At 60.1% G+C, this 12,847-nt stretch carries 10 protein-coding genes and 1 tRNA gene; 6 read left to right on the top strand and 5 right to left on the bottom strand.

Annotated elements, in window-relative coordinates; genetic code table 11:
- Positions 1-7 precede the first annotated feature (7 nt).
- The 3 genes from ACLBXN_RS19140 to blaOXA all read left to right on the top strand — a co-directional run bounded on the left by ACLBXN_RS19140 (position 8) and on the right by blaOXA (position 4,839).
- Positions 8-1,078 (top strand): FecR domain-containing protein, encoded by a 1,071-nt coding sequence (locus tag ACLBXN_RS19140; protein ID WP_447613190.1) that lies wholly within the window; start codon positions 8-10, stop codon positions 1,076-1,078.
- A 313-nt stretch (positions 1,079-1,391) separates the two neighbouring features.
- Complete coding sequence (locus ACLBXN_RS19135; RefSeq protein ID WP_447613189.1) at positions 1,392-3,824, top strand: TonB-dependent siderophore receptor; 2,433 nt, start codon at positions 1,392-1,394, stop codon at positions 3,822-3,824.
- Between the two features lie 214 nt (positions 3,825-4,038).
- Complete coding sequence (gene blaOXA, locus ACLBXN_RS19130) at positions 4,039-4,839, top strand: class D beta-lactamase (RefSeq protein WP_447613188.1); 801 nt, start codon at positions 4,039-4,041, stop codon at positions 4,837-4,839.
- A 198-nt stretch (positions 4,840-5,037) separates the two neighbouring features.
- Here blaOXA and ACLBXN_RS19125 read toward each other — a convergent pair whose 3' ends face one another.
- Positions 5,038-5,487: a winged helix-turn-helix transcriptional regulator gene (locus ACLBXN_RS19125; protein WP_211458903.1), complete on the bottom strand. Its 450-nt coding sequence runs from the start codon at positions 5,485-5,487 to the stop codon at positions 5,038-5,040.
- A 96-nt stretch (positions 5,488-5,583) separates the two neighbouring features.
- On the opposite strand from ACLBXN_RS19125, the gene ACLBXN_RS19120 reads away from it, so the two are divergent.
- On the top strand, positions 5,584-6,801 hold the full coding sequence (locus ACLBXN_RS19120; protein ID WP_447613187.1) for an MFS transporter: 1,218 nt from the start codon (positions 5,584-5,586) through the stop codon (positions 6,799-6,801).
- A 178-nt stretch (positions 6,802-6,979) separates the two neighbouring features.
- Here ACLBXN_RS19120 and tssA read toward each other — a convergent pair whose 3' ends face one another.
- Together tssA and ACLBXN_RS19110 are read right to left on the bottom strand one after the other, a co-directional pair.
- The gene (gene tssA / locus ACLBXN_RS19115; RefSeq protein WP_447613186.1) at positions 6,980-8,176 is read right to left on the bottom strand and encodes a type VI secretion system protein TssA; all 1,197 of its coding nucleotides are present in this window, start codon (positions 8,174-8,176) and stop codon (positions 6,980-6,982) included.
- A 451-nt stretch (positions 8,177-8,627) separates the two neighbouring features.
- Positions 8,628-8,704 (bottom strand) — tRNA-Val (locus ACLBXN_RS19110).
- A 174-nt stretch (positions 8,705-8,878) separates the two neighbouring features.
- On the opposite strand from ACLBXN_RS19110, the gene ACLBXN_RS19105 reads away from it, so the two are divergent.
- On the top strand, positions 8,879-9,799 hold the full coding sequence (locus ACLBXN_RS19105; protein WP_447613185.1) for a Dyp-type peroxidase: 921 nt from the start codon (positions 8,879-8,881) through the stop codon (positions 9,797-9,799).
- A gap of 83 nt (positions 9,800-9,882) precedes the next feature.
- Here the strand turns inward: ACLBXN_RS19105 and ACLBXN_RS19100 are convergent, their stop codons facing one another.
- Both ACLBXN_RS19100 and ACLBXN_RS19095 read right to left on the bottom strand, forming a co-directional pair.
- Positions 9,883-10,314, bottom strand: coding sequence for an ExbD/TolR family protein (locus tag ACLBXN_RS19100; RefSeq protein ID WP_043007852.1), 432 nt, complete (start codon positions 10,312-10,314; stop codon positions 9,883-9,885).
- A gap of 19 nt (positions 10,315-10,333) precedes the next feature.
- A complete protein-coding gene (locus ACLBXN_RS19095) occupies positions 10,334-10,966 on the bottom strand; it encodes a MotA/TolQ/ExbB proton channel family protein (RefSeq protein ID WP_043007850.1) in 633 nt (210 codons plus the stop codon).
- A 447-nt stretch (positions 10,967-11,413) separates the two neighbouring features.
- Here ACLBXN_RS19095 and xseA point away from each other — a divergent pair, with 447 nt between their 5' ends.
- Positions 11,414-12,751: an exodeoxyribonuclease VII large subunit gene (gene xseA, locus ACLBXN_RS19090; protein WP_447613184.1), complete on the top strand. Its 1,338-nt coding sequence runs from the start codon at positions 11,414-11,416 to the stop codon at positions 12,749-12,751.
- Positions 12,752-12,847: the final 96 nt, after the last annotated feature.

Here is a 12,847-nt window from a genome sequence, read left to right as displayed (position 1 = left end):
TTTCGTCATGACCAATCGCTCTACCTTCCGCCTGGCGGCCCCTGCACCGGGCACTGGTGCACAACTGCGTGCCGGTGGTGCCCCCTTGGATGCTGCCGTTGCCGAAGCTGCCGCAGACTGGTTTACGCGTCTTCACGGCGGTGCCATTACGACAGCAGAGAAACAGAGCTGGCGTCAGTGGCATGACGCCCACCCAGACCATGCCCGTGCCTGGCAACATTTGCAGTCCATTACCGGTGCATTGCAGGGTTTGAATGCGGACGGTGTGGGCTATCGAACCTTGCACACTGCGCCCACATCCGCGTCACGCCGCCGTTTGCTGGGCTTGTTCGTCGGCGTGGGAACGGCGGCAGGTACGGGCTGGGTGGTCACGCGCACACCGCAATGGAGGCAACTGGCGGCGGACTATCGCAGCGGTACCGGCGAACGCCAGCGTCACACATTGCCCGACGGCACCGAGCTGCTGCTGGGTACGCGCAGTGCGGTGGCACTGAACTTTGCACGCCCTGAGCGCCGCGTGCGTTTGCTGCAGGGCGAAGCCCTGTTCACCACCGGCCATCCGCAGGGCGAACTGGGCGAGTTGCCTTTTGTGGTTGAAACCGCCGAAGGACGTGTACGTGCCATAGGCACGCGTTTTACTGTGCGGCAGAACAGCGGCATGACGCAGGTGGCGGTGTTCGAGGGGGCCGTGGAGATACACCCCATTGATGCTTCCCCAGGCAGCCCACCTTTGCGACTGGATGCAGGGCAGGTCGTCGTTTTTGAGCGCACGCACGCGCATGATCCAGGCGCTGCGGGTGAGCGCGAGCTGGCCTGGAGTCAAGGGCAGTTGTGGGTGGACAACGAGCGCCTCGATGATTTCCTGGTCGAGCTGGGACGCTACCGCAGTGGCTGGCTACGCGTGGACCCTGCAGTGGCCGGGCTGCGCTTTTCAGGCGTCTTCCCTCTGGGGGCAGAAGGAGGCGTCGCCAATACCGATGCGGTTCTGGCCATGCTCCCGAGTTCATTGCCAGTGCAGGTGCGCTGGCGCTCACAGTGGTGGGTGAGAGTGGAGGCGGCCCAAGCCAGCGGTCGTTGAGGTAACGGTGGTAGTGCTTCTCGCCTGTCTTACCGTCTAGGATTCCGGCCGATTGAGTGCCTGGCTGGGCCGGCCTGTTTCTCGATCTCTCATGCTCCGGATCCAATCCAGAAGCGGCTTGCAGCCATAACTTTCAAAGCCTCCGAAAAATATTTGCACGGGAGCTGACCCGATTCGAACTCTCAGGCTTCTTTATTTCCGAAAGCTTTCATTCATTGCCATCGGATTTCAAAGACTGTCCAACGTCATGCACCTTCAAACTTATAAGCGGCCGGCGCGCCGCCTTTTCGCTCCATCCATACTGGCTCATTCCGTGCATTGGGCTTTGTGTGCAGGCGTCATCGCCACATCGCCGCTGGCCGTGACCGCCGCTCACGCCCAAGCTTCGCAACAGCACAGCTATGACATCCCCGCCGGACCGTTGGATACGGCTTTGCGCAGCGCAGCCGGTCAAGCAGGTGTGGCGCTGATCTTTACGCCGGAACAAACCGCAGGCCGAAGCAGCAGCGGGCTGCGCGGCAGCTACACCGTAGAGGGGGCTTTTGGAGCGCTGCTCAAGGGCACTGACTGGCAAGCCGTGCGCCAGAGTAACGGCGGCTGGGCGTTGCGCCGTGTGCCGCAGATAAGTCAGACCGCTGTCGGAGCCGCAGCGGGGGAGACCGAGATGGCTGCGGTCACGGTGACCGCAGCTGCAGAGCGCCCGGTTGTGGCTGAGGGTGCATACACGCCCACAGGAACTGTGGCCACGGCCACCCGTATGGGTATGACGCTGCGTGAAACGCCACAATCCGTGAGCGTCGTTACGCGCCAGTTGATGGACGATATGGCGTTGACGGCCATGCCCGACGTACTGGAGAAAACCCCTGGTATCACCGTGGGCCGCAACGACAGCGAGCGCTACACCTTTTATTCACGTGGCTTCACCATCGAGAACTTCCAGTTCGATGGCGTGCCCAACACCATGGACTCGGCCAACCAGTACACGACCTCGCTGGCCGACAGCGCCATTTACGAGCGCGTGGAGGTTGTCAAAGGCGCTACAGGTTTGTTGACCGGGGCGGGCAACCCATCGGCAGTGGTCAATCTGGTGCGCAAAAAGCCTACCAAGGAGCTCGCAGCCTCGGTGGAGGTGGGCGCAGGTTCATGGAACCGTTACCGCTCTACCGCCGATGTTTCCGGCCCGCTGAATGCGGCTGGGACGGTGCGCGGTCGTGTCGTGGTGGCCGGACAAAATGCCGAGTCCAATGTGGACTACTACAGCCGGGACACCCGCAACTTCTATGCCATCGTCGAGGCTGACCTCACGCCCAACACGCTGCTGAGCCTGGGCTTCGACTACATGCAGTCCAAGGCCGATGGCTCGACCTTCGGCCATTTGCCGTTGTTCTACAGCGATGGCACGCGCACCGATTTCAGCCGCTCGGTCAATCCGGCTGCGCGCTGGTCCTACTGGGACAACGACAGTCGTAACCTGTTTGGCAGTCTGAAGCATGATTTTGGTGGCGGCTGGGTGCTGGATGCATCGGTCAGCCACCTCACGCAGTCGCGTGACGTGGTCTACGGTGCGGCCTATAACGGCACCGTGAACCGGGTGACGGGGGCGGGTATCCGCATGATCGCCGGCACCATTCCCACGCAGACCGACGTCAACACCTTCAACGCTGCATTGAACGGCAAGTTTCAGCTGCTGGGCCGTAGCCATGATGTGATGCTGGGTGCGGGCTATTCGCGCCAGCACCGGGCAGCCCAGTTGTCGAACACGGTCTGGACGAACATCCCCAATTACTTTGCCTGGGACGGCAACATCGCTCAGCCCACGTTCACGCGCAACTCGGACCGCGAGATCGTGGTGCTGGAAAAGGGTTTGTCGGCGGCAACCCGCCTGCGGCCCACGGATGACCTGTCGGTGATTCTGGGCGCCCGCGCCAGCTGGTACGACATGCTGGACACCAACACGGCGCTGGCCACGGGCAAGACCAGCCTGAACAACGACCTGCAGGTGAACCGCAAGGTCACGCCCTATGCAGGCCTGGTCTATGACCTGAGCCCGCAGTGGTCCGTGTACGGCAGCGTGACCAATATCTTCAACCCGCAGACCTATTACAAGGATGCAAGCGGCAACCCTTTGTCGCCGCTGACGGGGCTGAGCAAGGAGGTGGGCGTGAAGGGCGAGCTGCTGGATGGCAAGCTCAACACCAGCGTTGCGCTGTTCCACATCAAGCAGAAGAATGCGGCACAGTACCAGGGCGTGAACGGGGCCAGCGGTGAAGAGATCTACACCGCCATCGATGGCATCACCAGCCGGGGCCTGGAGGCTGAGCTGTCCGGCAGCATCGCGCCGGGCTGGAACCTGTTCGGGGGGTATACCTACCGCACGTCCAAGGCGCCGGCACAGCCTGATGTGGTCACGCCAGCGGTGAATACCAATCAGCCCCGCCATCTGCTCAAGCTGGGCAGCACCTACCGCCTGCGCGGTGACTGGTCGCGCTGGACCGTGGGTGGCAATGTCACCTGGCAAACCGAGACCTATTACCAGCAACCCAGCGCACCTTACTGGCGTGCCACCCAGCCGTCATACGCCGTGGTCGGGCTGATGGCACGTTATGAGATGGACAAGCACTGGTCAATGTCGATCAACGTGAACAATCTGTTCGACAAGACCTATATGCCGGGTCTGGGCTCTTACGGCACGGGCGTCTACGGCGATCCGCGCAATGTACTGGTGACAGCGCGTTACCGGTTCTGAGGGCCGGGCGCGTAGCGCTCGACGATGCTAAATACCGACTGGCTGTTTGGCATCGTCATTCATCTTCGCGTGTCCGCCGCTGCCATGCAGGGTCGCGTATGGCCGAAAGCAACAACTGCACAGGAGCGGCAGAAGACGTCCATCCTCGCCGCAGCCGGTGCTATCGCCGCTCCGGTTCCTTCGTGCAGGTTCCGTTGACCTTTAAACTGTTCGCATGAATCGACGAAGTTTGGTCTTATCGGCCTTGGCTGCAGGGCTTGCTCAAATAGCAGTGGCGGGTCAGCCATTTCAGGAAATGAAGGAGTGGTCCCGGTTTTTCACGGAAGCCGATGCTCAAGGCAGCATTGTTGTGCTCGATGCGCGAGCTCCAGCCGAAACGACCCTGGTCTACAACGCCTCGCGCGCCCATCGCCGTTACTCGCCGGCCTCTACTTTCAAGATCCCGCACAGCCTGTTCGCGCTTGATGCGGGGTTGCTGCGTGACGAATTTCAGGTCATCCCCTGGGATGGCATGAAGCGTCCGACGCCCGCATGGAACATGGACCAGAACCTGCGCTCGGCGATGAGAAATTCCACAGTCTGGGTGTATGAGCGCTTTGCGCAGGAGCTCGGCGATGTGCGCGAGACCGAGTACATGCGAAAGATCGGGTATGGCAATGCTGTCGCCACGGGCGACAAGCCGTTCTGGGTTGAGGGCGACCTTGCCATCTCATCCTTCGAGCAGATTGCTTTCCTGCAGCGGCTATACCGCAATCAACTGCCTTTCCAGGTCGAACACCAACGACTTGTGAAGGATGTGATGGTCAATGAAGCCGGCCCTGACTGGATACTGCGTGCAAAAACGGGCTGGACCGGCCAAATCGGATGGTGGGTGGGCTGGGTGGAGTGGCCCAGCGGCCCCGTCTTCTTCGCGTTGAACATGGATACTCCGAACAGGCTCGGCGACCTTGCCAAACGCCAGAGCATTGCCCGCAAGGTTCTGCGTTCCATGAACGCGCTGCCGACTGCGCCCTAGGTGCCGGCTCAAGGCTCGCAAATTGCCGCCAGGCTTGCTGACCAGCAGAGCCTGCGAGGACTTGCTGCCACGTTCGCGGGTTCCACGGAGGTACTAGCGCGAACATGGAAGACCGACTTGCAAGCTCTGATCTCCCCATCCTATTGAGGCGGCCTCAAACCCGAGATGAGTCTCATGCTGCCATGAGCGAGCGGCGAGCTATATCGCTTTTCCAATCACAACCACATCGTTGAACGTCAGGCTTCGTCCGTCAGCACTTTGCACTTGCATGCGGGCAATGGGTTGACCGCTGGCTGTCTCCACAAGCCTCGAATGATGTTCATTGTGGTGAAAAAGGTTGTCTTCACCCCACTGGCGCAGCCCGACGACGATAGGAAACAGGGTCTGTCCTTTTGCCGTGAGCATGTACTGCTGATAAGCCGTGCCGTCGGCTGCGGGTTGTGCCTCCAGGATGCCTGCTTCCACCAATGCCTTGAGTCTGCCGGCCAGGATATTGCGTGCCACACCCAGATTTTTCTGGAAGTCGCTGAACCGGCTGATGCCGTCAAAGGCGTCTCGCACGATCAGCAGTGACCAGCGGTCACCGATGACATCAAGTGCCCGCGCTACCGGGCAAGTTGCGGTATCCATGCGTTTGCGTTCTGCCATCAGACCAGCTCCATCAAGTTTTCCGTCTTTTCTGGTTGCATTTTAAAACCAACTTCACTATGCTCAATCTGGTTTTATATTGAAACTAGATTGGCAATGTCCCAGAATTCTTCCCATGTTGCAGCGGCCATGCCACGAAAGCTCGTGGCTCTTTTTTCCTGTACCAGCGGTGCAAGCGTCGCCAACGTTTACTTTGCGCAGCCGTTGCTCGACCGATTGGCGGCGGACTTTGGCGTCTCGCTCGGCGCGATTGGTGGTGTGGTTACTGCAACGCAGGCTGGCTCGGTGCTTGCCTTGCTATTCCTCGTGCCTCTGGGGGATCAGCTTGATCGCCGTCGGCTCGCCCGATGGCAGCTGGTAAGCCTTGTTCTTGCTCTTGTCTGGCTGGCGATGGTCAAGAGCGCCATCGGCCTGATGGCGGGCATGCTGGTCGTGGGACTGCTTGGCACTGCGATGACACAGGGGATGATTGCCTACGCGGCAAGCGTTGCTGCACCTCAGGAGCGAGGACGGGTGGTGGGAGCCGCTCAGGCGGGTGTGGTCGTGGGGCTGTTGCTCGCCAGAGTCTGGTCCGGAGTGATTGCGGATCTGAGCAGTTGGCGCGGCGTGTATGCCGGCTCGGCGGTGCTCATGTGCATGTTTGCCGCGCTGATCTGGCGAAGCTTGCCGCCTCAGATAGCGCCTGTTCAGCGTCTGTCGTATTTCGAACTTGTCGGCTCAATGCTTGCACTGCTGCGGACGAGCCGGGTACTTCAGGTTCGAGGCATGCTGGCGCTGCTGATGTTCGCCGTGTTCAGCATCTTCTGGAGTGCGCTGGCTCTGCCACTGAGTGCTCCACCGTTGTCGCTGCCGCATTCGGCGATTGGCGCATTTGGGCTGATCGGCGCAGCAGGGGCTCTCATTGCCGGCCGAGCCGGCCGATGGGCCGACCAGGGCTTGAGTCACAGGGTCAGCGCGGCAGCCCTGGTTTTGCTACTGCTTGCGTGGATACCGCTGAGTTTTCTGGACGTATCGCTGTGGTGGCTGGCTGTCGGTATCCTGCTGCTCGACCTGGGCTGCCAGGCGCTGCATGTCACCAACCAGGCCATGATTTTTGAAAGTTCGACACAGGCGCATAGCCGGCTGGTCGCTTGCTACATGCTGTTCTACGCGATGGGCAGCGGCGCCGGTGCACTGGCTTCCACCGCGGTCTATGCGCGGGGTGGCTGGATTGGCGTCTGCATATTGGGCGCCTGCGTGAGTGTGGTTGCGTTCATGGTCTGGGCAGCGAGCGTGCAACGAAGCGGCGCTCGAAGCGTCTGCGCTCAGTCATGAAAATGCTTGCCCATACCTGAGCCGGTTTCACTACGGGCTCAGCGCCGCACGCATCTCCTTGGCAAGCGGCAAGATCCGCTGTGGGCCTCCGGCTCAGCCGCAACCGGAGCATGCGTTAGGTTCAGCCGGAATATACAGAGGCTAGGCTGTGCTGCCTTGTGGTGAGCTCGAGACCGCGTTAGCCATTGTTGTTCACTCGTGCGTGGCTGCTCACGCCTAGCATCTCTTCGAGTTGAGCCAGTTCATCATCGTTCTTGATGACATGCTTGAGCCACTCATGCAGAGGCAACCGGGCCCAGCGTGCGGCCTTCTGGGCCATATAGGCGGAAGGGCTGGATGGCTCGGTACGTTCAAAGAAGGCGGCGACCTGCTCGAGAAGTGCAATGGCATCTGCGCGGGTGCGCATAGGCGTGTCGGAGTGCGATCCGTATTCCGATCCCGTTGGCGCAGGCACCCGAGCGGCATTCTCGAAAGGTGCGGAATCGGCAGCGGCCCCATCAGCTGTGGGAGGCTGAATGGGTTCATCATTGGCGCCCCAACGCCGAGCCAGATGCTGAAGATCTTCCAATGCAGCCCATATGGCTGCAAAGCTGGGGGCTTCATCGCCCAGCCTGTCATTCAGCGTGTCCTCCAAGGACTTGGACGCTGCACGGAATTGAGCCAGTTGCGCGGCCAGCACTTTCAGACTGCTGTTGGGAACCGAGGATCGCTGTTTCTCCAGCTCTTCAAGAGTTGTTTTGCCCTTCACAATTTCATGCGCTTCGGAAGGATGGCGCCGTACGGCTTGATCCAGCGCCACTGCGGCTTGCCAAGCCTGCATATTGATGCGAATGCTGCCAGACTGTAGCAGAGGCGCATTTCCTAGCTGCTCTACGGAGCGTTTGAGAAACCAGCTGATATTGCCGATACGAGCCCCCATGTCGCCATCTTCCGGCTGCGGGTGAAGGCTGTCCCAATAGCGAGCTGCCAAAGCGCCGAGCAATGCATAGCCTTGCGTCAGACCAGGCAGGCCGTGCTGGCTGGCCAAGGCGTCAGTAAGCCATATGGCGAGTCGAAGGTCTTTGGTTTGATCCTGAAGCAATTCGATGCAACGCTGCGTGACAAATGGCAGGTCAGCTTCCTTGCGGGCCGTGATCCATTCACCTTGATCGAGTGACGGATCTTCCTGTTGGCGCGCACTCTGTATTTCGTCGAACTCCGTGCTCAGCAGCATGTCTGGTCCACCAGGATCCTCGCTGGTGACGGGCCGCAGCAGATCATTGAGGTCAAAGAGTGTGATGGACGACATGGGCTGGAGTTGATGTGTGTCAGAGCAAAAAATGAAGCGTATATGCAATGAAATCTGAAAGTATTGAGGAATATCCAGAGTCTGCAAGATTTCACTAGCTCACCAATGCCGCCCGCCTGCGCTCAGGTGACTTCCTCGCTGTGCTGCATTTCTGGTAGGCGATGTTCTGCCTCGCGGCAGCCGCCAGTCCGGCGATTGACTGTTTTCCAGGAGATCCTGCTTCACGAAGCAGGGTTGGTTGGGACCCGAGCGATACGACAAAGACGGGCATCAGGAGTCACTGATCTACCGGTGCTTGAGACCTCGATGAAGTCTTCAGTGTCAGCTGCTCCCAGCTCTCTTCATCGCGGGTGCTGTTTCTTTGGTTTGACCGGCACCGATATCGTCGTCGAACTGAAGTTGCAGGGCGGGATGAGCAAGTTTTTGCGTGCCATCCATTCATCGCGTTTTGACGCGCCTGTTCCGAAATGCAAAAACAAAAAAGCCCGCTGTGAAGCGGGCTGTCTTGTTTGCAAGCTCTGGTTTTGCTTGCGATATTTGGTAGGCGCGATTGGACTCGAACCAACGACCCCCACCATGTCAAGGTGGTGCTCTAACCAGCTGAGCTACGCGCCTGTCGTCGATGGGATGAATTCTAGCAGCGGAAAAATGGTGGTTTGGGCAAAGTCGCGACTTTTTTGCGTTCGAGCCACATTTTTCTCATTCTGCTACCCGCTCGAGGCTTGGCTGGGGACCGCTGATTCGCTACTAAACTTTGATGTGTTTTCCATCCAATGAATCGGCAACCCCATGACAAAAGCACAAGCAGGCATTCTGGCGTCTCTTCCTGAGCAGGGACGCTATGTTTTTTTCACCCTGGCCGGTGCAGGTACAGATTTGCAGGACAGCCTGAGGAAATTGCAGGCAAATGTTGACGGTCAGCAGGTAGTGGTGGGTCTGGGCCTGCAGGTGCTGCAGCAACTAGACAGGAAGCTGCCTCTGATGCGCGAGTTTCCCCCGCTCAAGGGCCCTGAGTTCGCAGCGCCCAGCACACCTTACGCGCTGTGCCTGTGGCTGCGTGGCGATCAGCGCGGTGAACTGATCACTTTGACGGCCAGGCTGGAGACCTTGTTGGCGCCGGCCTTCAAGCTTGATCATGTGGTGGATGCCTTTGTGCACCAGCGCTCGGATAACGGCCACGGCCGGGATCTGACGGGCTATGAAGACGGCACCGAGAACCCCGAGGAGGATGAAGCCGTGGCAGCCGGTATTGCTGCAGAGCAGGGGGCTGGGCTGGATGGCTGCAGCTACTGGGCCTTGCAGCAGTGGGAGCACGACTATTCGGCCTTTGAAAGCATGAGCACCACTCAGCAGGACCATGCCGTGGGTCGCCGCCGCAGCGACAACGAGGAGCTGGACGATGCTCCGGAGTCGGCCCATGTCAAGCGCACGGCGCAGGAGAGCTTTGAGCCTGAAGCCTTTGTGGTGCGCCGCTCCATGCCCTGGTGGAGCGTCAGTCCGCAGGGCAGCGATCGCAGCGGATTGATGTTCTCTGCCTTTGGTTGCAGCTTTGACGCGTTCGAGGCCCAGATGCGCCGCATGCTGGGCATGGATGACGGTATCAGCGATGGGTTGTTTCGTTTCTCCAGGCCGCTGACGGGCTGCTATTTCTGGTGCCCGCCGGTGTCTGGCGGCAAGCTGGATCTGACGGCACTGGGCCTGCTGGCCTGAGTCAGGACGCGAGGGTAAAGAAAAACGGGCCAGATGGCCCGTTTTTTTGTATTTCACCCATAAAGGGATGGAGGCGGGGGCGCCTAGTTGGCCTTGCCTGCGCTGACCGATGACTGGGTCGCAAACGTGATCTGCGACAGTCCGGCGTGGCGTGCAGCCTCCATGACGGTCACGACCGATTGGTGCGGGGAGTTGGCATCGGCGCTGATGATGACCACGCTGTCACGGCCTGCCGTTGCCGCGCCGGAAAGAGCGGCGGCGACGGAGGAGACGCTACGGTCATCCACGCCTTGCTTGTTGACGGAGTAGCGCCCGTCGGCAGAGACGCCGACAATGATTTCCTTGGGCCGGTCGCGTTGCTGATCGGCGTCTGCCACGGGCAGGGTCAGTTGCAGCTCGGTGAACTTGCTGTAAGTGGTGGAGAGCATCAAAAAGATCAGCACCACCAGCAGCACGTCGATGAAGGCGATCAGATTGATCTCGGGCTCATCGCGATGACGAGGACGGAAGTTCATGGTGGATGCGTTCCGCTTCTTACTTGGCAGGCTTGAGGCGGCCCAGGTGGCGCACGAACTGCTCGGATGCCAGTTCCATGCCCAGCAGATAGCCGTCCACCCGCGCGCGGAAGTAGCGCCAGAAAATCAGCGAGGGAATGGCGACCATCAGACCGAATGCCGTGTTGTAGAGCGCGATCGAGATGCCATGAGCGAGCTGGGCGGGGTTGCCGGCGCCTGAACTGGCACCGGGCTGGGAGCCGAAAATCTCGATCATGCCGATCACCGTTCCCAGCAGGCCCAGCAGCGGCGCTGCCGAGGCGATGGTAGCCAGGGCGCTCAAATACTTTTCGAGCTTGTGGGCGGCGGCGCGTCCTGCGCCTTCCATGGCCGAGCGCAGTTCTTCCTCGCTGCTTTCGGGATGTGCCTGGCGGGTGCGCAGGCCGGTGGCCAGCACCTCACCCAGTACCGAGCTTTGCGCCAGTTGCTGGGTGGTTTCTGCACTGGGCAGGTTTTTGTTGGAGACCGAAATCGCTTCGTTGAGCAAATTGGCTGGCGCAACCTTGCTGGCTTTCAGCGAGGCAAAGCGCTCAAAAATCAGGGCCAGAGCCAGAATCGAGCAGGCAATCAAAGGCCAGATAGGCCATCCTGCGGCTTGTATGATCGACAGCAACGTTGCTCTCCCTCGTCGTTCTGAAATTGCAGCCGACGATTATCACCCACTGCCGTGCTGTTGTGAGCCGTTTTTGGGGGCCTGATATGTTGACTTGAGTCAGCGCAGCAAGATCGTCAGGCGAGGCTTGAGCGATTGGAGCTTGCTCAGGCAGCAGGGCACGCGGTGCTTGCGTTTCTTTGCGAGTGCTTTCGCTTATAGCACAGAAATCTGTGGATAACTTTGTGATCTAGTCGTCGTGCCGGCAGGTTGTTTGCATTGCAGTGAAGGTTTGTTACGAGTTTGACAGCTGTGTGAATGGCAATAAATTGTTTTAAATCAATAAGATGGGTTTTGTTTTTAAGGTGATTTTTAGAGTCATACCGGATTTGTCGCCGACAAGGCTGGATGCCGACATCTGTGGAGAATCCGGCCCGCGTAAGACCTCGCTGACACCGCATGAATTCAATGTTTGAACGATCAAACCCAGCAGCCATGCAGCATGTATGGGAAGTTGGCGCGCTATGCCACGCCATTGGTGATGCCTTGCAGGCGCGCTTCAATCCAGTTGCGGTGCGTGGCGAACTCAGTGGCTTTTCGCGCGCAGCCAGCGGGCATTGCTATTTCAACCTCAAGGATGCGAGCGGGCAGATTCGCTGCGCCATGTTCCGCCGTGCGGCCGAGCAGGTCGGTTTCTCGCCACGTGATGGCGAGCTGGTCGAAGTCAGAGGGCGCCTAGGCGTCTACGAGCAACGCGGTGATTTGCAACTGGTGGTGGAGACCATGCAGCGAGCCGGGCAGGGGGCTCTGTTCGAGCAGTTTTTGCGCCTCAAGGCCCAACTGGAGTCAGAGGGGCTGTTCGACCCTGCACGCAAGAGGCCGCTGCCTCCCTTGCCGCGCGGCATCGGCCTGGTCACGTCCCTGGGGGCGGCCGCCTTGCATGACGTGGTGACGGCGCTGCGCCGTCGTGTGCCGCATATCCCGGTGGTGATCGTGCCAGCTCTGGTACAAGGCGCACAGGCGCCGCAGTCACTGGTGCAGGCATTGTCAAAGCTGTATCGGCTGGCACAAGACGGGCAAGGCCCAAGCGGCAATCTGACTGCTGACTCCGCACGGCAGCCGGTGATTGACACCATCTTGCTGGTGCGCGGTGGCGGCTCGCTGGAAGACCTCTGGGCCTTCAACGATGAACAGCTGGCGCGCACCATTGTGCAAAGCCCGGTGCCGCTGATCAGTGGCGTTGGCCATGAGACTGATTTCACCATTGCCGATTTCTGCGCCGATCTGCGCGCGCCCACGCCCACGGCAGCGGCCGAGCTGGTGACCCAGCCGCGCGAGGTCTGGTTGGGTGCGTTGGGCCTGTTGGGGGACCGTCTGGACAACGCCGTGCAGCGGGTGATGGATCGCCAGGCCCAGCGCCTGGATATGGCGGCCCAGCGCCTGGGCCGGCCCAGCGAGCAGCTGACACGCAACCAGTTGCAGCTCAGCCGACAAGCGCAGCGTCTGCGTCATGCGATGCTACTTAAATTGCAGCATCTATCGCAGAGCCAGAAAGCGTTTCAGGCTAATTTTCCCAATATTCTCCGGCGCAGCCTGGAGCAGCAAAGGCACAAGCTCGATCACATCGACCTGCGTTTGCAGTTGCTGGACCCCCGCCTGGTGCTGCAGCGTGGCTATGCCTTGCTGACGGATGAGCAGGGCAGGCCTGTGACAAAGGTTGGACAGGCCGTGCCGGGAGCGGCGCTGAAGGCCCAGTTGTCGGACGGGGCGGTGGATGTGGTGGTCACTCAGCCGCGTCTGCTATGAGGCTTGCCAGCCACAAGCGGGCCACAAAACACCTCCACGCTCACCGGGTTCTTCATCAGAACTCTTTTGCAATCGGCGCAGGCAATGCAGCAGGGT

Source organism: Comamonas sp. C24C (assembly GCF_053345995.1).
This window is presented reverse-complemented; position numbering and strand designations above follow the sequence as displayed.

Bases quoted from the DNA above. Each gene is read 5' to 3' on its own strand.
- ACLBXN_RS19140 (WP_447613190.1), top strand. From the start codon at position 8: ATGACCAATCGCTCTACCTTCCGCCTGGCGGCCCCTGCACCGGGCACT.
- blaOXA (WP_447613188.1), top strand. From the start codon at position 4,039: ATGAATCGACGAAGTTTGGTCTTATCGGCCTTGGCTGCAGGGCTTGCT.
- ACLBXN_RS19125 (WP_211458903.1), bottom strand. From the start codon at position 5,487: ATGGCAGAACGCAAACGCATGGATACCGCAACTTGCCCGGTAGCGCGG.
- ACLBXN_RS19120 (WP_447613187.1), top strand. From the start codon at position 5,584: ATGTCCCAGAATTCTTCCCATGTTGCAGCGGCCATGCCACGAAAGCTC.
- ACLBXN_RS19105 (WP_447613185.1), top strand. From the start codon at position 8,879: ATGACAAAAGCACAAGCAGGCATTCTGGCGTCTCTTCCTGAGCAGGGA.
- ACLBXN_RS19100 (WP_043007852.1), bottom strand. From the start codon at position 10,314: ATGAACTTCCGTCCTCGTCATCGCGATGAGCCCGAGATCAATCTGATC.
- xseA (WP_447613184.1), top strand. From the start codon at position 11,414: ATGTTTGAACGATCAAACCCAGCAGCCATGCAGCATGTATGGGAAGTT.